The sequence below is a fragment of the uncultured Winogradskyella sp. genome, from assembly GCF_947498345.1.
Classification (GTDB): Bacteria; Bacteroidota; Bacteroidia; order Flavobacteriales; family Flavobacteriaceae; genus Winogradskyella.
The window spans coordinates 109,860-130,284 of sequence record NZ_CANMJY010000007.1 but is presented as its reverse complement, the minus strand read 5'-3'; the positions used below and the strand labels follow the sequence as shown (position 1 = coordinate 130,284).

The window sequence follows — 20,425 nt, the reverse complement described above, 5'->3', positions numbered from 1 at the left end:
ACGAAACGCATAAAATGTGGGAAAATTAGGGAAGAAACTCACATTTTTGAGCAAACTTATACCGCAAATATAATATTAATTTAGAATACATAGCACCTTAGTAATTGCAACAGATATGTTAAAAAACAAAAAACTGCCTCATATTAATGAAACAGTTTCTATAGAGTGGTCCCACATGGACTCGAACCATGGACCACCTGATTATGAGTCAGGTGCTCTAACCAACTGAGCTATAGGACCAATTGACTAATGTCAATCTACTTTATTTCTAAAGCGAGTGCAATATTACTATATATTTTAAAACTCTACAAGAAAAACAAATCGTTTTAGTCCATTATTTCTTGGCACAACTCTACTAAAACTCCATTTGTGGATTTAGGGTGTAAAAATGCAATAAGCTTGTTATCTGCTCCCTTTTTGGGTTTTTCGTGTATCATTTTAAAGCCTTCTTTTGTTAAACGCTTTATTTCCTTTTCAATATCATCTACAGCAAAAGCTATGTGATGAATACCCTCACCTTTCTTCTCAATAAATTTCGCTATAGGACTATCTGCTTTTGTGGCTTGAAGCAATTCTATTTTATTAGGCCCACACTTAAAAAAAGACGTTTTTACACCTTCACTTTCTACATCTTCTATTTTATAATGTGCTTTTCCGAATAACGACTTAAAAAGAGTGTTAGAGCCTTCAATATCTTTTACGGCTATACCTATATGTTCTATTTTTCTCATCTATATTTCCCGAGAAAGCGGGAATCTTTGTTTTAGTTTTCTTAAAAACGACAATATGTATAATAAATTCTACTATCAAAAATAAGATAATCTTCAAATATCCTCTACTTTTGCATCATGGAAAGTAATAGACAGAAAAAAATAGCAGGCATTTTACAACAAGATCTGGTAGATGTTTTGCAGCGTGCTGCTTCTGACGGTGGGCTTAAGGGTGTAATTATTTCAGTCTCTAAAGTTAGTGTTACTGTAGATTTATCTATGGCTAAAGTTTACTTAAGCATTTTTCCAAATAAAGAAGCGCAACCATTACTAGAAGGCATACAATCTAACAAACCCTTAATTAGGCATGAGCTAGCTCAGCGTACACGTCATCAATTAAGGCGAATGCCGCAGCTAGAGTTTTTTATTGACGATTCTTTAGAATATATTGATGGTATTGAGCGTTCTCTTAAAGAAGGAGATAATCCTATAGAAAATCCTGATTTATTGGACGATAGAAAAAAATCCTAGATTGAACTTCCCCTTTTATATAGCAAAACGATATCTGTTTTCTAAAAGCAGCAATAATGCTATAAATATAATGACAAGCATTGCTTCTGGTGGAGTTATTATTGCATCAGCAGCTTTGTTTATTGTGCTTTCTGTTTTTGCTGGACTGAAAGATTATAGCCTTCAATTTTCTTCTTTTGTAGATCCCGATTTAAAATTAATTTCAACAGAGGGTAAATCGTTTCTGTTCTCTGAAGACGATAAGTTAAAATTAACTTCAATTGACGGAATAGCTTATTATTCTGAAATTATAGAAGAGCGCATCATCATAAAATCTGAAAATAAAAATTTACTCGCCACTCTAAAAGGTGTGGACTCTAATTTCTTAAATGTTACTAACATCGACTCTATGGTAACGAAAGGCAATTGGTTATCGCCCCATAGTAATGATGTGGTTTCTGGTTGGGGAATTTCTAACAACCTCTCCTTTGGCATTCTTAATTACCGAAAACCTTTAGCAATTTATGTTCCAAAACCTGGGAAAGGACAATCGAGCTCATTAAAAAGTATTTATAATTCAGTATACGTAAGTAATGTTGGGCTTTTTGACATTAATGAAGAGCTTAATGACGAATATATCTTCTCAGGTATAAACCTGGCAAAAGAATTATTAAACTACAAAGACCATCAAATTAGTTCTTTAGAATTAAAGTTGGATTCCAGAGCTGATGAAAGTGAAGTTAGAACACAACTTAAAAAAACCTATAAAGATAGATTTATCATTAAAAACAGAGAACAGCTTAATGACGCCTTATTTAAAATGCTAAATACCGAAAACCTGGCAATTTATCTCATTTTCACCTTAGTGATTATCATTGCGCTCTTTAATGTTATTGGTGCAATTATTATGATGATATTAGACAAAAAAAAATCTTTGAACACTTTGTTCAACTTAGGTGTTCAACCCAAAGAAATAAAATCAATCTTCTTTTGGCAAGGAAGTTTAATGACTATGGTAAGTGGAATTATTGGTGTTACCCTTGGGCTATTGATTGTGTTTTTACAACAAACTTTTAATTTAATAATGTTAACTCCCGAGCTACCATACCCTGTAAGATTAAATGTCTTAAATGTGCTTGTTGTTTTAGCAACAATTTTTGCCTTGGGTATTATAGCATCTCAAGTTGCCTCGCAACGCATTACAAAAAGGTTGATTAAATCTTAAATAGCATTAACTATTTTAAAAAAGTGAAGAACTATTTAATTCTTAGTGATTTTGCAAAAAACTAAGCAAACTGGTAGTCACCAAACTTCTCAAGCACCTCATCAAAAGCAGCAAAAACATCTTTAGAATCATCGCTCGTCACCATTTTCATTCGATATTCTTTAAAGTTTGGGATACCTTTAAAGTAATTAGTATAGTGCCTTCTCGTTTCAAAAACCCCAAGTTTCTCGCCCTTCCAATCAATCGACATTTGTAAATGACGCCTGGCAGCTTCAACACGCTCTGGCATTGAAATAGGCGCTAGATGCTCTCCTGTTTTAAAATAATGCTTTATTTGCTTAAAAAACCATGGGTTTCCAATAGATGCTCTACCTATCATTGCGCCATCGAGGCCGTAGTTGTCTCTCATTTCGATTGCACGTTCTGGTGTATTGACATCACCGTTTCCAAATACCGGAATGTGCATTCGGGGGTTGTTCTTCACTTCGGCAATGGGTTTCCAATCCGCATTGCCTTTATACATTTGGGCTCGTGTACGTCCGTGAATAGCAATAGATTTTATTCCAACATCTTGTAAACGTTCTGCTACCTCAACAATCTTAATTGAGTCGTGGTCCCAACCTAAACGAGTTTTAACAGTTACAGGTAAATTGGTGCGCTTTACCATTTCTGCTGTTAACTTTTCCATTAAACAGATATCTTTAAGAATTCCCGCTCCAGCACCTTTTGATACTACTTTTTTAACAGGACATCCAAAATTGATATCAATAATATCTGGGTTAGATTTTTCTACAATATCAATAGTTTGTAACATGCTATCCATATTGGCACCGAAAATCTGAATACCGACTGGTCGTTCCTTCTCATAGATATCTAGTTTCATAACACTTTTAGCAGCATTACGAATTAAACCTTCGCTAGATACAAACTCTGTGTAGACCACATCTGCTCCTTGTTCTTTACACAATGTGCGAAATGGTGGATCACTAACATCTTCCATTGGTGCTAAAAGCAATGGAAAGTCGCCTAATTCTATGTCTCCGATTTTAACCAAGTCTCAAATTTTAAAACAAAATTAGTGCTTTTTACTAAAAGCCTAAAAAGCATGGTTTGTTTTATACCAACAGTATATGGCAGAAATAAAAATGTACAAAGATTTTATTTAATCCTTTTCTCACATAATCTTGTAGTTTTTAGTACCTTAGAATACCAAAAATCCATGTAATGAAAAGTTATTTTATAGGTGTTTTTAAGAATACTTCCGATTTTGAAACCAATCATGGTATCATTAAATTAACCTCAGTAAAACTACAATCTCCTAATGATCCTTCCGATTTTCCTTTTGTTGGTGCACGAGAAAACGAAGGCCATATTGCTATTGTCAGTGGTTTTTTTCAAAACAACACGCTTTTTGAATGTGAACTGATTGAAATATCACCTAGTTGGATTTCTGAAATTTTAGTTCAGATGCTAAAAAGTGGTAATACCTCCTGGGATGTTTTGATTGAACAGTTGACAAAATCCAGAGACATTGTTATAGGTCCTAAACCATTAACAGATCCTAATACAACCGCTAAACCTTTATGTGCTTTAGTTGTTGGCCATAGGCAAAGTCAAAAAGGCGCTCGCATGCTTTTGAACAATGTTTTTGAGTTCGATTTTAACTCCGAAATTGCTGAAGCCGTTAAGCAAAAGGTTAAAAAAGCTAATGTGAAAATTGTTTTTAGGGACGATACAAGTAATGGTTACACACGTTTACCTGCAAAAATAAATGCATTGCAACCAAAATTTATTGTCAGTTTACATTTTAATGCCTCTGGTAATTCTCGTGCAAATGGTACGGAGATGTTGTATTATCACAGCTCAAAAAAAGGGTATAAGATGGCTTTAATAATGCAAAGACATGTTTTAGAAGCGTTGGGTTTAAGAAATCGCTTCACTAAAAAAGTTAAAGTCACTGAACGCGGAGGACACTTGTTAAAATATACAGCTGCTCCTTGCATTATTACTGAGCCTTTTTTTGGAACTAACAGCCATGATGAGCAAACAGCTATAGCAAAAAAACAAGATCTTATTAAAGCATATGCTTCAGGAATTGATGAAATTGTTACAGCTTTATTTTAAAAAACTGGTCTTAATCACTAAACCTATAAATCTCGTTTTTTGAATATTCCGTTTGAACCTATAATTTTTGGTTACACCATAAACATTCATTTGGTTTTAGAATACATGGCATTTTTCATTGCCTTTAGATACTATGTCGTTCTAAGGCGAAAAAGCACCGATATTATAAGCTCTGGCAATCGTTTATCCATTATTCTTGGAGCAGCTTTGGGTGCTTTGATTGGCTCGCGGTTAGTTGGGCTTTTAGAAAATCCGATAGTAGTGTTTTCTCAACAAAATTTAATTCAGCTATTAAATACTAAAACTATAATGGGTGGTTTATTTGGCGGGTTACTCGGTGTAGAATTAGCTAAAAAAATCATTGGTGAAAAACAATCTTCAGGCGATTTGTTTGTGTTTCCAATAATACTTGGAATTTTTATTGGTCGTGTTGGCTGTTTTCTTTCGGGTGTTAAAGAATTTACCTATGGAAAGGTTACGACTACATTCTTAGGAATGGATTTAGGCGATGGGTTACTTAGACATCCAACCTCGCTTTACGAATTGATATTTCTGTTTATGCTATTTTTAGGGCTAAAAAGTATTCAAAATAAATTAACATTAAAAAACGGTGAACTCTTCAAGCTATTTATGCTACTATATTTTGTGTTTCGGTTTTTCATTGAATATTTAAAACCTAACGTGTTTTATATATTAGGTTTAAGCACTATACAATTATTATGTGTAATTTGTTGGTTGTATTATTCAAAATTTATACTTCAAAAAACAATAAATGCCGGTTAGAAAATATACTTACTACGATTTTACTTTAAGTCTTTGTCCTGAGTGCTTAAAACGTGTTGACGCTAAAATTGTATTTGAAGATGAAAATGTTTATATGCTAAAGCGCTGTAATGAACATGGTAATTCTAAGGTGTTAATTGCAGATGATATTGAGTATTATAAGAATATTAGGAACTACAACAAACCTAGTGAAACGCCACATACATTTAATACCAAAACGCATTACGGTTGTCCATACGATTGTGGTCTTTGTCCAGACCATGAGCAACACAGTTGCTTGACAGTCGTAGAGGTTACAGACCGATGCAATTTAACTTGTCCAACGTGCTACGCAGGTTCATCGCCAACTTATGGAAGACATCGTACTCTGGAAGAGGTTAAAGTAATGCTAGACACTATTGTTAAAAATGAGAAAGAACCTGATGTGGTTCAAATCTCTGGTGGCGAACCAACTATTCATCCTCAATTTTGGGAGATTTTAGATTATGCAAAATCTTTACCTATCAGGCATTTAATGTTAAATACCAATGGTCTTAAAATTGCCAATGATTTTGAGTTTGCTAAACGCTTGAAATCTTACACACCAGATTTTGAAATTTATTTGCAATTTGATTCGTTTGAAAATTCAGTTTTGCAAGAATTACGACGTGCAGATTTGAATACAACTCGCCAAAAAGCTATTGAAAATCTAAACAAACTAAATCTATCTACTACTTTAGTAGTTACGCTTCAAAAAGGGTTAAACGATAACGAAATAGGAAAAATTATCGACTATGCGCTAAAACAAAAGTGTGTTAGAGGTGTTACGCTTCAACCAACTCAAGTAGCGGGACGATTAGATAACTTTAATCCTGAAACAGATCGAATGACTTTAACTGAAGTTCGAAGAAAAATCATGGAACAGACTACTGTTTTCAACTCAGATGATTTGTTGCCTGTACCTTGTAATCCTGATGCTTTAGTGATGGGTTATGCCTTAAAATTAGATGACGAGGTCTTTCCATTAACACGATTTATTAATCCTAATGATTTATTAGACAATAGTAAGAACACGATTATATACGAGCAAGATGAACAGCTACACGCCAAAATGATTGAACTTTTCAGCACTGGAAATTCTGTTGAAGTTGCCGAGGAAAACCTCAAATCTATTATGTGTTGTTTGCCAAATATCGATGCGCCAGATTTAGGTTATGATAATTTGTTCAGGGTAATTATCATGCAATTTATTGATGCTTATAATTTTGATGTACGCGCCATTAAAAAATCGTGTGTACACATTATAGATAAGGATAATAAAATTATACCTTTTGAAACCATGAACCTGTTTTACAGAGATGAAAAAAAATCGAGATTAGAAAAACTTAGAAACGAAATTATATGACACTTTTAGAGGTTGGAAATTTAGATGGTTTACTTATTATAATCTTAGCCGTAATGTTTGGGCCAGCAATTCTATTAGCCATTATTGGGTTCGCTATACTTAAAAAGCATAGAAAGGCCGCAAAGGTTTTGTTTGTAATTGCAACCGTTTATGTTATTATAAGTTTAGGAATTTGTGGTGCCTTGATATTGAGTTATTAGCACCCAAAGTCCATAAAACCCTAAAAATAATTCTGCAAAAACACCAAATCTATATTCAAAAGTTGGCGTGCCATCTATAAACCAACTAGTAATTCTTCCCACTCCTAGACTCAACATAAAAACAGTATTGGTAACGAGGGCTACTTTTAAATATTTCTTCTTAAAAACACCTAAAACCCAAATTAAAGCAAATCCTAAATACAAACCCATTATGGCCTTAAATTGATTGATTTCGTCTATGGTTTCTGGGTGAATATCAAACTTAGAGCTTGGGTTAAATCCGTAAATAAATGCTACAGGTGCTACGACCAATACCGAAATAACTAAATGAATTTTAGATATGAAGTTTTTGTTAGCCATCTACTAATGTCTGAAATTCATTTATTATATAGTTCAGTTGCTTAAAATACAATTAAAAACAGGTTTGAAAACAAATGCTAGATAAAGTACTAAAATTTCACTTTCGTTTCAATAATTTCTTCACCGCGTTTTACAGTTATGTCTGCTTCATCACCCTTATCAAAAACAGATAATGCTCTCATATAACTCATCATATCTGTAACTGTGCTGTCACCTAACCTAACTACAATATCGCCTTTCATTAAACCTGCATTAAAAGCAGGTGTTTCTTCTCTTGTCCCGTCAATGCGCATCCCCTTTCCGTCAAATAAATAATCTGGAACAACACCAAGACCTACCTTAAATCGTGGTGTTTCTTCACTTTCGTTTTTCGTTTTTCTAAAGGTTAATTTGCCATTATCATCTAAATCGGAAATAATGTTGAAAATGTAATCCGAAATTAAATTCATTCCTGCGTAATTTAACTTTTCAATATCATCCCCTGGTTTATGATAATCTTCGTGCTGACCTGTAAAAAAGTGTAGTACTGGCAAATCAATTAGATAAAATGACGTATGGTCACTTGGCCCCACTCCGCTGTCGTTTTCAACTAATTTAAAGCTGTCGTTATTAGATTTTAAGGTTTGCTTAAATATTGGTGAGGTTCCTGTGCCATAAACCGCTAAAGTACTATCTGCCTTCATACGACCAATCATATCCATATTAATCATGTAGTTAATAGTGGTTACATCAATAGTCGGGTTTTTAGAAAAGTAATTAGAACCTAATAAACCCATTTCCTCTCCAGAAAATGCCATAAACAAATAGTTGTTTTGATCTTTTAATTTAGAGGTATCGTTTTTAATTTTTAAACGACTCGCCAAATGAAGCATTACGGCAACACCACTAGCATTATCATCAGCGCCATTATGCACAGCCTTATCTTTCTCTCTGTATAATGACCCCTCTCCTCCATAGCCTAAATGATCATAGTGTGCTCCAATTACAATAGTTGTTTTAGCATTATTATCTATAAAGCCTATGACATTTCTGCCAGTTATAGTACTATCAGCATTGGTTGTGAACTCCACTTCTTTATGTGGGTCTGTTTTTGGTTTAAATGAAAATGGCTGAAGATAATCTTCTGTTCCTTTTGGGCTTAGACCAATAGATTTAAAACGTTCAGAAATATATTTTGAAGCCATTAACTCACCTTCTGTTCCTGTTTGACGACCTTCTAATTGGTCGTCAGCCAGATAAGCAACATCCTCTTTTATCTTATTCTGAGCAATCTTTGGTTCGTTCTTGCAAGATAGAGCTGTTACTAAAAGCAATAAAAACGCAAATTTTTTCATGAGTAAGTCTTATTTTTGCTCAAAATTAGGCATTAAAACCCACTTATTACAAACCTTTTTTAACATGAAGAAAATAGTCGCACTTCTCATTCTGTTTATAGCAATCTCATCTTGCAAAAACGAAAACTCAAAACCTACGAAAACAACGTCTAAAATTGAAGCCGATTCAACCAAAGCAAAAAATCCATTAATCTTTCCTGAAGAGAAAAACTTCAAGTCTTTAAGGCAAGTCACTTTTGGGGGTGATAATGCTGAAGCTTATTGGAGCTTTGATGATAAACAATTAGTGTTTCAATCTAATAATGCAAAATGGAATGTTGGTTGCGATCAAATGTTTTTGATGAATGCAAATGAAACTTTTACAGATAGCATTGCTCCGCCAATGATTAGTACTGGAAAAGGACGAACAACCTGTGCTTATTTTTTGCCAGACAACAAACACATTATCTATGCTTCTACACACTTAAAACAAGATGTATGCCCAGAAACACCGTTACGTAAAAACGGAAAATACATTTGGCCTATCTACGACAGCTATGATATTTTTGTTGCAGATTTAGAAGGTAATATTGTAAAGCAACTCACTAGTGAAATTGGTTATGATGCTGAGCCAACGGTATCACCAAAAGGCGACAAAATTGTATTTACCTCAACACGAAGTGGCGATTTAGAACTATACACCATGAATATTGATGGCAGTGATGTAAAACAAATTACTAATGAATTGGGTTATGACGGAGGCGCATTCTTTTCTCCAGATGGAACGAAATTAATCTTCCGTTCATCTCGCCCAAAAACAGAACAAGAGATTAAAGACTATAAAGATTTACTGGCAGAAGGGTTAGTTGAGCCAACTGAAATGGAACTTTACATTTGCAATGCAGATGGTTCGGATTTAAGGCAGCTCACGGATTTAGGCAACGCTAATTGGAGTCCATTTTTTCATCCTTCTGGCGAAAAGATTTTATTCTCTTCTAATTTTGAAGCTGAACGTGGTTTCCCCTTTAATCTATACCTAATCGATATTGATGGGAAAAATTTAACCAGAGTAACTCACGGCGAAACTTTTGATGCATTCCCTGTGTTTTCTAATGATGGTAAGTCTTTAGCCTTTTCTTCTAATCGTAATAATGGAGGCGGTAGAGATACTAATTTGTTCATTGCTGAGTGGCAAGACTAGGTTACCCTTACTGCAAATCCTTTAATCGATCGCGTTCTTCAGCAGTTGTGGCACGCTCGTTTGTATTTAGCTTTGTATTTCCAAATTTGTATCGGAAACCTAGTTTTATGAACCTATTATCTGAATCTATAAAACGAGAGCTTGATTGGTTTAAATAGCCAAGTGAAGATTCTGAGTCTTGAAAATTGAAAATATCTTCAACAGATAATGATAGTATTCCCTTTTTATTTAAAATAGACTTGGTTATGCTGAACTCTGAAAATAATCTGTCTTCAACAGTCTGAAGTTGTTGCACATTTTTACCAACCCAGGTAAGTGTTAGATTTGCATTTAAACTCTTGTCTTCTAAAAACGAAAAGCTATTTTGAAAAATGCTGTAATTAGACCATTGGTTTAATTCTACTATATTTTCGTCAAAATCTGCTTCCTCTGAGATATTATAAAATGACGTAGCAAAATACAAATCCCATGTGCTGGTTGCAGAATAATAAAACTCAAAATCAAAACCATAGTCAACTTTATCCTTAAGGTTGGTTGGTGTAAAAGCAATTACATTTGTGGTATTGTTTTGGCGCGGTAACTCTATAATGTTCCCATCATATTTCGAGTAATAAGCAGCTACGGTAAAATGCTCTAAAAAGTTCGTCGCCAACCTATAACTATCTATATATGTGGGCTGCAAACTTGGATTACCTAATACAATGGTGTTTTCATTAATAAAAAATGTAAATGGGTTTAAATCTGTGTAAAACGGTCTTGTAATACTACGCTTATAGCTTCCTGTTAAACTAACGTCTTCTGATAGTTTATAGGTTAAACTCGCATTTGGAAACCAATTGAAATAGTCTTGCTTATTAGTTTCGGTTAATGTTAAAGATCTACCTTTTATATTGGTTTGTTCAACTCTCAAACCAAAATTTAAGTCCCATTTATCCCATGACTTACTATAATTGGCATAAGCAGCAAATACATTTTCGTCGTATTGAAATGTATCTGTGTTTTCTGCGTTTGGTATTTCTTGTCCGTTAACAACATCTAATCGAGCAATACCACTTTCTGTATTTACATTAGAGAATTTTACACCTGTGTCAAAAGTGGAGCTTTCATCAATAGGAAGACTGTAGTCTAATTTGCTTGTAAAAATCTGAGTATCTTGATTGGCGAGTGTATTAAATTCTGAGTCATTTGCATCATCTTGTTCGTCTTGAAAAACGTCTTGATCGCGCTCATAGTCATAAATGGTATAATGCCCATTAAATGTTAAGCTTGCTTCATTATCAAAATCATGTCTAAAAATTAAATCTGTGCCTATATTATATTTATTATCTCTGGATAAGTTGTCTGCAGTAAAACTTGATACTGGAGCTTGGTTGGGGTCGAATATACCTGTATTGTTTTTAATTTGGTATTTAAAATACGGCGTGTACAATGCTGTACTTGTAAAGCTTAATGTATTTCTGTCGTCAATATAATAATCAAAATTAAGGTTAAGATTGTGTATTTCGGATCGTGTATTTCTATTAACATCGGACCTCCATATTTGATCTATTTCATTAGACACATTTAAAAAGTTCACAGTATCATCTTCATCTCTATTAATTTTTTGATTAGTATAGTTGTAATTTATGTTTATGTTAACCTTGTTGTTTTTGAAATAATGACTTGTCCCTATGTTATACCTCGGAAATACACCTTGAGTATAATTTGTATAAACATTACCTCTATATCCTGTCACCAAGTTTTTACTCATTATAATGTTGATTACTGAGCCGCTATCTGCATCATAACTTGCTGGTGGGTTGGTAATTACCTCAACTGATTTTATGCTATTAGCTGGTGCGCTTTCTAAAAGCTGCATTAACTCAGCTGATGTTAATTGTACTCTACGATTATTAATATAAACCGTGGCTGGCGCACTTTTAATATTTATTCCTCCATCTGAAACAATAACACCTGGTGTGGTTTTTAAAACACTAAGCGTAGAGCCTTCAGTAAGTGCTGTGTTTTCAATATTAAAAATTAATCGGTCTGGTTTTCGGGTAATTGTTGGCTTTTGAGCCACAATGGTAATTTCGTCTAAACTTTCAGGTAATTCTTTGAGTTGAATTGTTTTTAAATCTAAATTACCATTTAAAACAATCTTTTGGTTAAACTCATTATGACCAATAAAACTTATTCTAACAAAATACGTGGCTTCGGTTAAATTTTCAATTATAAAGTTTCCTTTATCATCGGTAGATGTTCCTTTAAAAAATTCTTCTTGGGCTTCTAAAGAAAGGATTACGTTGGCAAATTCTATAGGGCTTCCATTCACATCAACTACTTTACCAGAAATAGAAAAGTCTTGTGCAAAAGCATTGAAAGACAGCACTAAAGTTATTGTGCTTATGCAAAATCGTAGGTGAGCAAACATTAGTTAGGTTTGTATCGCAATATAAAGATTGTTTTTTACTTTATATTATGGTTTTTCCGCAGTTCATCGAGTTTTAAATGTGTTTTTAGGTGTTATAAAGCATAAGAAATCAGTTATATTTGCAGTCTTAATATTGCTGTAGAATAATATAGATGAAGAATATTCGCAATTTTTGCATCATTGCACATATAGATCACGGAAAAAGTACACTTGCTGATCGCTTATTAGATTATACGGGCTCTGTTACTGCTCGCGAAAAACAAGACCAACTATTGGATAATATGGATTTGGAGCGTGAACGCGGTATTACCATAAAATCTCATGCTATTCAGATGGAGTATATTCTTGATGGTCAACAATATATCCTTAATTTAATTGACACTCCTGGTCATGTTGACTTCTCTTATGAGGTTTCGCGTTCTATTGCCGCATGCGAAGGTGCTTTACTAATCGTAGACGCTGCTCAAAGTATTCAGGCACAAACTATTTCTAACCTGTATTTGGCTTTAGAAAATGATTTAGAGATTATCCCTATTCTTAATAAAGTAGATTTACCAAGCGCCAATCCTGAGGAGGTGACAGACGATATCGTTGATCTTTTAGGATGTGATCCTGAAGAAGTGATTCATGCCAGTGGTAAAACAGGTTTTGGTGTCGATAATATTTTAAAAGCTATTATAGAACGTATTCCAGCACCAAAAGGAAGTGTAGATGAGCCACTACAAGCATTGATATTTGATTCGGTTTATAACACATTTAGAGGCATTGAGACCTATTTTAGAGTTTTTAATGGTGAAATTAAAAAAGGACAAAAAATAAAGTTTGTTGCCACAGATAAAGAATATTTTGCTGATGAAGTTGGGACATTAAAGCTAAACCAAGTACCCAAACAAAGTGTAAAAGCTGGTGATGTTGGGTATTTAATAACAGGGATAAAAACTGCAAAAGAAGTAAAGGTTGGTGACACTATTACCGATTTTTCCAATCCAACAACCAATATTGTTGAAGGCTTTGAAGATGTAAAACCAATGGTTTTTGCTGGTATATATCCTGTAGACACTGAAGATTACGAAGAGCTACGTGCTTCAATGGAGAAACTTCAGCTCAATGATGCCTCTTTAGTATTTCAACCAGAAAGCTCTGCGGCTTTAGGTTTTGGTTTCCGTTGTGGATTCTTAGGCATGTTGCACATGGAAATTATACAAGAGCGTTTAGAGCGTGAGTTTGATATGACCGTAATTACAACCGTACCTAACGTGTCTTATCATGCTTATACTAATAAAAATCCAGATGAAGCTTTTGTAGTAAATAACCCAAGTGATTTACCAGAACCAACAACGGTTAATCGTGTAGAAGAACCTTATATAAAAGCAACCATAATCACCAAATCTGATTTTGTGGGTAACGTCATGAGTTTGTGTATTGAGAAACGTGGTATGATAGTTAATCAAACCTATTTAACCACGGAAAGAGTTGAGTTGATTTTTGAAATGCCATTAGCAGAAATTGTTTTCGATTTTTATGACCGTTTAAAGACAGTGTCTAAGGGTTATGCTTCTTTTGATTATTCACCTATTGGTATGAAGGTCTCTAAATTAGTAAGATTAGATGTCTTATTAAATGCACAGCCTGTAGATGCGCTTTCGGCTTTAATTCATGCTGATAATGCTCAGAACATTGGTAAAAAAATGTGTGAGAAGTTAAAAGAATTAATCCCAAGGCAACAATTTGATATCCCAATACAAGCTGCTATTGGTGCAAAAATTATTTCTAGAGAAACGGTTAAAGCACTTCGTAAAGATGTTACTGCTAAATGTTATGGTGGAGACATTTCGCGTAAGCGTAAACTTTTAGAAAAGCAGAAAAAAGGAAAGAAGCGCATGCGCCAAGTGGGTAATGTAGAGATACCTCAACAAGCTTTCATGGCTGTATTGAAATTGAACGATTAATTAAAAACCGAAGTTTTTAATTTCGGTTTTTTTGTGCTTTAATTATATGAAAAAGTCTTGGTAGGTACAGTTTATTATATTTCTAGTTGTTCTATTTTATTATTTTATCGCTCTATTCATCTTCTCAAATTATTCAGAAAGATTGTCTCTTTAAATTAATAACTACTGAGGAAGGGGTTACATAGCTTACCACTGATAATGGCTTAAACCGCTATGATAGTTGTAAATCAAAAAATCTCTCTCACAATATAACTGGTGGTTCTTCATTATCTTCATAGTGTAATTTAGGTCACTTAAAGAAGGTCTTAATGCTAATCTTTTAAAGTCCTTTAGGTTTACTCTAATTAAAACAGCTTCTTTAAAATGTTTTTTTGCTTTTATATTCCTTCTCCTTTCTTAAAAACATGTCTGATTTATGGTTAAACTACTCTATACCAGAAGAGTAAAATATTTATTCTCTAATCTTTAAAAAATTTTAAATGATTAGAACAAAGCATTTACAAAATTTGATCAAAAACCTAATTCGGTAAGAAAGTGGACTGTTAGTTGATTGTAGATTTCTTATTTGAAGTTAAAACAGTCTTACCGACCACAAAGTTAATCGTCCGTTTACGGAATCATATAAACCAATCCGCAAATCAACAATAAATGCGTTACTCACTTTAGCTATTTTTATGTTTTACGTAGGTATGTAATTATACTTCATTATAAAAAAATTCTCATTTGAATACTCAGTTACTAACCAATTTATGTATTAAAAAAGCAATACAAAGCCTTGTCCATTTGTAAAAACAATAATCATATGAAAAAATTGCTATTTTTTATTTTGTGTTTTAGTCTTAAAACAAGTTTATTTTCGCAAACAACCCAAATTTTAACGGGTGCAACAACCATAACGTGCCCACAAGACAATACACTTACCTTACAGAACTCTGAAATGGATTATAATTATTTCTTAAGAAATGATGATACAAAAGCTGTTATAGGAAACCCACAAACAGGAACAGGAAGTGCGCTTAATTTTCAAACAGGAAATATTATTGAGACTGCAAGCTATCATACGTTTGCAGCAAATCCCAGTTATGCCTTAGAGTTTGATGGAGTTGATGATTATGTAGAAATTCCACACGACGCATCCTTAACTTTTTCTTCTGGAGTTACTATAGAGGCTTGGGTGTACCCAACAGATATTACAACCAATACTCATTATGTTATTTATAGGAAAGAAAATAATGCGGATGCAACTGGTGCTGAAGGACGAATGTTATTAAGCTTTCAAGACAATGGAACACACCTTACTTTAGGAGTTGAAACAGCAGTGAGTGGTTATATTGAGTTAGATGTAGATATCACTCCAGTAGATTATATCAACAAGTGGTCACACATTTTAGCCTTTTATGATGATGCGACTGGTATGATGCGAATGTATGTAGATGGTGTAGAGATTGATAGTTTAGAAGCTAACGGTACACTTATAAACCCATCAGCAAGCAAAGCAACTAATGCTATTGTTGGAGCTTTTAAACAACCGCCTTTAGGAATAATTGAGCCTTTTGAAGGTAAAATAGCATCACTACGTATTTGGGACAAAGCTTTGACCACACAAGAAGAAATATACCAAGCAAAAAACAATTTATTTGTAGGTGATGAAACCAACTTAGTTGCCTATTATCCGTTTTTTGAAAACACAGGTATACTACTAACAGACAACTCAACAAATACAAATGACGGAACAATCAATGGTGCAGTTTGGACAGCGGGAACCACAGGTGGTATAGGCATAATTGCAAGTAATACACAAACCATAACTTATGATCCTCCTGCAGTATTATATGTAGACAAAAATACAACAGGAAATAATACCGGTTGCGATTGGGCAAATGCCTATACCTCTATACAAGATGCGGTGAATGCGGTGGCTGAAAATGGCCAAATATTAATTGCACAAGGAATCTATCAAGAAGGGGCAGAAATTCTCATTAATAAGCCTATAAATATAAGAGGTGGATATCCAACTGGTGGCGGTGCTCAAGATATAGAAAATAATACAACTATTATTGACGGAAACCAAGCTCATAGAGTGATAAAAGCCGCTCACAGCACAGGTATCTTATTTTTAGAAGGTTTAACCATACAAAATGGCAAAATAAGTGCACTTTTCAGTGAAAATTTTTCACCTCCTATTGAGGGAGCGGGCATTAACACCACAGGGAATATTACTCTAAATTTTGTTAAGGTGCAGAACAATACAATTACATCTACTTTTTCTTCTTTAACCATATCTTCTTTTGGAGGAGGCATTTATACTAATAGTGGAAATATCATACTAACCAATTGTCAGGTGGCTCATAATTCTTCTTCTTCTTCTTCTTTCTCTTCTTATGGAGGGGGCATTTATACCGATAGTGGAAATATTACACTAACTAATAGCCAGGTGACTGATAATTTTAACTCTTCTAGATTACCTTCCTACGGAGGAGGCATTTGTACTAATAGTGGAAGTATCACACTTATCAATAGCCAAGTGGTTAATAATTCTAATTCTAACAATTCTTCTTTATCTTCTTCTTTCGGAGGAGGCATTTATACTAGTAATGGAATTGTTACGCTAACCAATAGCCTAGTGGCTTATAACTCTACTACTACTATTTCATCGTCGTCTGGTTCTTATGGAGGAGGAATTTATAGAGATGAAAATTCTGCAGGAATTACCTTAACAAATAGTATAGTGGCTAGAAATATTGTTTCTAACACAGGTTTTAATGCTTTGGGAGGAGGGGTTTCAGGCACCACTATTTTGCAAAACAGTATTTTGTGGAACAATTTTAAAAGTACAGATTATGGTTTTATTGTGACCGCTAGTGAGCATGAAACGGGTTCTTTAACCGCTAATTATAGTTTAATAAAAGGGCATTTTTTAAATGATATTACAAATACCAATAATATAGACGCTACAATTGGAGGTTTTAATCCGTTATTTGTAAATGAAGCTAGTGGTGATTTTCGTTTGCAAATGGGTAGCCCACTTATTGATGCTGGTAATGATAGTTTTAATACAACACTATTAGATTTAGACGGCAATACACGTTTTGTAAGGACGATAGATATTGGAGCGTATGAAAATTTATCTAGTCTATCAACTCATGATTATAATTTAGATGGTGTATATGTATTCCCAAACCCAACTAAAGATTTTATAACTATAACCAACACAACAATAGATAGAGTGTTAGTTTATGACATAAATGGACGCAAAGTTTTAGAAACCACAAAAACCTATTTTTCAATTGAAAGTCTAGAAAACGGGGTTTATTTTGTTAGAGCTGAAAATAGCAATAAGGTAGCTATAAGGAAAATAATCAAACACTAATTAAGACTTTTTGGTTAGACAAATTATCTAATCATATTTGGTGGATAAGACTCGGTTGTTAACAACCGAGCTTTTTTGTAATTTTCTATGATGAAAAATTGCTCAAACATAAATTTCAAAAGTTTTATTATAGTAATTTCTCTTTTCATTCATTTTCTTGCATTTGCACAAAACCTTGAAAATACATATTTTTTTAAATCTATTACCACAGCAGAAGGGCTCTCTAACAATGTGGTTTTCGACACCCATCAGGATAAGGATGGTTATATTTGGTTTGCTACAAACAATGGTCTAAATCGTTACGATGGTTATTCCATCACAACTTTTTTTCACTCAGAAAAAGATAGTACCTCCATTGCTTCTAATGTCGTAAGATGTCTAACAGAAGATTTTCAAGGACAGCTTTGGGTCGGAACAAAAAATGGCTTAAATCGATTCAACAAAGACACACAAAGTTTTGAAAAGCCAATAATTCTTAAAGATTTTGGATTGCAAAATAATCAAGTGATGTCAATGCAACTTGATAAATCAAAAAAAATATGGATAACAATGGGCGATTTTATCGGTCAGTTTGACCCTGAATCCCTAACTGTAGGAAGCGTCAAGACCTTTAATAGCTTTATGGTTGATATTGCTCTGGCTAATGAAAACATATGGATTAGTAATGCGGATGGAGACATTTACAAATATAACATTGATTCCAAAATTTTAACTAAAAAAGCTTCAGCCATCCCAATCAATACAGTACACTATGGAGCGCATTCAAAATCTTTGTGGGCGCCAGCCGATTTTCAAATTAAAACCCAGTCTTTACCTATTAGATATTTGCCTACATTACCTGACAATGCCAACCCAAAACACTTCGTTGAATTAAATGCTCAAGTTTCTTGGATAGGTACAAATAATGGGCTATTTGAATATAATTATACTACCAAAAAACTGTCAAAGATATCATTAGGAAAATCTGCTTTAAGTAGCCAGGTAAGAAGTATATACAAAGACCCTAATGAAGGTGTTTGGGTCGGAACGCTTGGAGGAGTTTATCACTATGACCCCTACAGAAAAGTCTTTAATCATAATGATTTAGTTGAGGAGTCGGATGATATTATTATGGCGTTACACAAAGATGAGAATGGAGTTTATGCCAATACATTAGCTAACGGACTCTACTTTAAATCTCACAAGGCAATACAATACAAAGAGTTAGCTTTGCCTAAAACATTTCCTAAGGAGGGCTTATTTATTTGGGATTTAGAAACGGTTCCTGAAAACAATTATCCCCTTTGGATGTCAACCAATGACGGTATAATATGTCTTGACCCTAAAACTTTAGATTTTCAAAAATTAGAAATTCCACTAACTGAGAAAGACGAAAACATTTCTTTTTCCATGCTTAATAGTAAGCAAGATTTTCTTTGGGCAACAACGCACAGAGCTATTCATAAATTTAGGAAAAGAAATGGAGAATTGTTAGATTCTTTTGCATTAGATGACCGAATCGAATATCCAGGCATTCAAAAAATAATTGCATTAGATGACTACATTTTTATAGCAACAGAACATCAAGGGCTTTTTAAATTTCATTTACAATCAAGTGAAATTTCTGAAGTTTACTTAAAAGACAACAAGCAAGTTTTCGGTTCATCAATTTGGGATTTATACGTTGCTAAAAACAAACTATGGATAGGAACTAATGACGGACTTTATAGACTAAGTTCAGAAGATTTATTAATTGAACCCGTTTTAGAAGATACTCACGTAGTTTTTAGCATTGCTGAAGATGACTCTGGCATGCTTTGGTTGGGTTTGGACAATGGCATAAAAAGTTACAACCCTAATAATCAAAAAACAAAATACTATACTACAGTCGATGGGCTAAAGAATATAGAATTTAACAGAAAATCAGTAGTCAAAGATTCTATAGGGAACTTGTGGTTTGGAGGTGTTAATGGTATTACGTCATTTAATCCAGAACTAGTAAAAAAAGACAATCCAAATATTCCAGAGGTTCACATTAAAGACTTAAGAGTAGCCACTTCGGACTCTACATTTTCTATTTCTAAGTTTCAAGGCAATATTACCTTACCATGGAGACACAATACCATTGAACTAGACTTTGTTGGCCTCAGTTATACAAACCCACTTCAGAACAATTATAAATATATTATGGAAGGGCACGATCCTAATTGGGTTACCACCGATAAGCCTAATACGGCTAGGTATGTTAAGCTTCCCGTTGGCACTTATAATTTCAAGGTAAATGCAGCCAATAACGATAGAATTTGGAATACCGAAGGGGATAGCCTTAAAATAACCATTATTCCGCCTTTTTGGCGAACCAAAATAGCTTATTTATTATATGTCCTATCATTTTTAGGTCTTATTTGGCTATTTAGAAGACTAAAAACTTATCGCAAACGAATTTCTCAAGTGGAGCAAGAAAAAGACGTCATTGCCAAAAAAGTCGAAGAAAAATTTATCGTATTAAACAGCAAAACCAAAGTATATTTAAAAGATTTAAAATACATAAAAGCAGCAGGTAACTATTTGGAGTTTTATACCTTGGATAAAACTTTAATTGACCGCAACAAACTGAAACTTTTAGAAGAGCAATTACCACCAAATTTTATAAGGACACATCGCTCCTATATTGTCAACAAAAACTACATTATTTCTGCCAATAGTGCTTCAGTTTTTATAAAACCAGATGTTGAAACCCCTTTATCTAGACGTTTTAAAGGCAGCCTTAAATAACAAGGTCTACCATCCACTTTATTTTTTTTACCATTCATCACATTTTAAGATTAGCTATTGGATTCTGCAATAATTTTATTCCAAGTCAAAATCCGCATATTATGAAATCAAGAACTCTTTTTTATCCTT

Annotated in this window: 15 protein-coding genes and 1 tRNA gene; 10 read left to right on the top strand and 6 right to left on the bottom strand. The window is 33.7% G+C overall.

The window, feature by feature from the left end; genetic code table 11:
• Window positions 1-166: 166 nt before the first annotated feature.
• Both Q0912_RS10950 and mce read right to left on the bottom strand, forming a co-directional pair.
• Window positions 167-240: transfer RNA gene (locus tag Q0912_RS10950), tRNA-Ile, on the bottom strand.
• 86 nt (window positions 241-326) lie between these two features.
• Window positions 327-731 (bottom strand): methylmalonyl-CoA epimerase, encoded by a 405-nt coding sequence (gene mce / locus Q0912_RS10945; protein ID WP_299114967.1) that lies wholly within the window; start codon window positions 729-731, stop codon window positions 327-329.
• A 117-nt stretch (window positions 732-848) separates the two neighbouring features.
• On the opposite strand from mce, the gene rbfA reads away from it, so the two are divergent.
• Window positions 849-1,241 (top strand): 30S ribosome-binding factor RbfA, encoded by a 393-nt coding sequence (rbfA, locus tag Q0912_RS10940; RefSeq protein WP_299114965.1) that lies wholly within the window; start codon window positions 849-851, stop codon window positions 1,239-1,241.
• Between the two features lies 1 nt (window position 1,242).
• Complete coding sequence (locus tag Q0912_RS10935) at window positions 1,243-2,445, top strand: FtsX-like permease family protein (protein WP_299114963.1); 1,203 nt, start codon at window positions 1,243-1,245, stop codon at window positions 2,443-2,445.
• Between the two features lie 61 nt (window positions 2,446-2,506).
• Here Q0912_RS10935 and dusB read toward each other — a convergent pair whose 3' ends face one another.
• Entirely contained in the window at window positions 2,507-3,499 is a 993-nt protein-coding gene (gene dusB, locus Q0912_RS10930; RefSeq protein ID WP_299114961.1) for a tRNA dihydrouridine synthase DusB, read from the bottom strand.
• A gap of 170 nt (window positions 3,500-3,669) precedes the next feature.
• Between dusB and Q0912_RS10925 the strand changes: the two genes are divergently transcribed.
• The 4 genes from Q0912_RS10925 to Q0912_RS10910 are packed head-to-tail and all read left to right on the top strand — an operon-like array spanning window position 3,670 to window position 6,936.
• Window positions 3,670-4,569: an N-acetylmuramoyl-L-alanine amidase gene (locus Q0912_RS10925; protein WP_299114959.1), complete on the top strand. Its 900-nt coding sequence runs from the start codon at window positions 3,670-3,672 to the stop codon at window positions 4,567-4,569.
• Between the two features lie 39 nt (window positions 4,570-4,608).
• Complete coding sequence (locus tag Q0912_RS10920; protein WP_299114957.1) at window positions 4,609-5,352, top strand: prolipoprotein diacylglyceryl transferase family protein; 744 nt, start codon at window positions 4,609-4,611, stop codon at window positions 5,350-5,352.
• Window positions 5,342-6,736, top strand: coding sequence for a radical SAM protein (locus tag Q0912_RS10915; RefSeq protein WP_299114956.1), 1,395 nt, complete (start codon window positions 5,342-5,344; stop codon window positions 6,734-6,736). Before Q0912_RS10920 ends, Q0912_RS10915 begins: the two co-directional genes overlap by 11 nt.
• A complete protein-coding gene (locus tag Q0912_RS10910; RefSeq protein ID WP_299114955.1) occupies window positions 6,733-6,936 on the top strand; it encodes a hypothetical protein in 204 nt (67 codons plus the stop codon). The genes Q0912_RS10915 and Q0912_RS10910 overlap by 4 nt, the downstream gene beginning before the upstream one ends.
• On the opposite strand, the gene Q0912_RS10905 is transcribed toward Q0912_RS10910, so the two are convergent.
• Together Q0912_RS10905 and Q0912_RS10900 are read right to left on the bottom strand one after the other, a co-directional pair.
• Window positions 6,901-7,296, bottom strand: coding sequence for a DUF4345 domain-containing protein (locus Q0912_RS10905; RefSeq protein WP_299114954.1), 396 nt, complete (start codon window positions 7,294-7,296; stop codon window positions 6,901-6,903). The genes Q0912_RS10910 and Q0912_RS10905 overlap by 36 nt on opposite strands.
• Before the next feature lie 89 nt (window positions 7,297-7,385).
• On the bottom strand, window positions 7,386-8,630 hold the full coding sequence (locus Q0912_RS10900) for a M28 family peptidase (protein WP_299114953.1): 1,245 nt from the start codon (window positions 8,628-8,630) through the stop codon (window positions 7,386-7,388).
• 64 nt (window positions 8,631-8,694) lie between these two features.
• Here Q0912_RS10900 and Q0912_RS10895 point away from each other — a divergent pair, with 64 nt between their 5' ends.
• Window positions 8,695-9,810: a hypothetical protein gene (locus Q0912_RS10895; protein ID WP_299114952.1), complete on the top strand. Its 1,116-nt coding sequence runs from the start codon at window positions 8,695-8,697 to the stop codon at window positions 9,808-9,810.
• 7 nt (window positions 9,811-9,817) lie between these two features.
• Here Q0912_RS10895 and Q0912_RS10890 read toward each other — a convergent pair whose 3' ends face one another.
• Complete coding sequence (locus tag Q0912_RS10890; protein WP_299114951.1) at window positions 9,818-12,223, bottom strand: outer membrane beta-barrel family protein; 2,406 nt, start codon at window positions 12,221-12,223, stop codon at window positions 9,818-9,820.
• Between the two features lie 152 nt (window positions 12,224-12,375).
• Between Q0912_RS10890 and lepA the strand changes: the two genes are divergently transcribed.
• The 3 genes from lepA (at window position 12,376) to Q0912_RS10875 (ending at window position 20,296) form a co-directional block, all read left to right on the top strand.
• Complete coding sequence (gene lepA / locus Q0912_RS10885; protein WP_299114950.1) at window positions 12,376-14,172, top strand: translation elongation factor 4; 1,797 nt, start codon at window positions 12,376-12,378, stop codon at window positions 14,170-14,172.
• Window positions 14,173-14,974: 802 nt separating this feature from the next.
• A complete protein-coding gene (locus tag Q0912_RS10880) occupies window positions 14,975-17,542 on the top strand; it encodes a LamG-like jellyroll fold domain-containing protein (protein ID WP_299114949.1) in 2,568 nt (855 codons plus the stop codon).
• A 90-nt stretch (window positions 17,543-17,632) separates the two neighbouring features.
• On the top strand, window positions 17,633-20,296 hold the full coding sequence (locus Q0912_RS10875) for a two-component regulator propeller domain-containing protein (RefSeq protein ID WP_299114948.1): 2,664 nt from the start codon (window positions 17,633-17,635) through the stop codon (window positions 20,294-20,296).
• The last annotated feature ends 129 nt before the right edge of the window (window positions 20,297-20,425 follow it).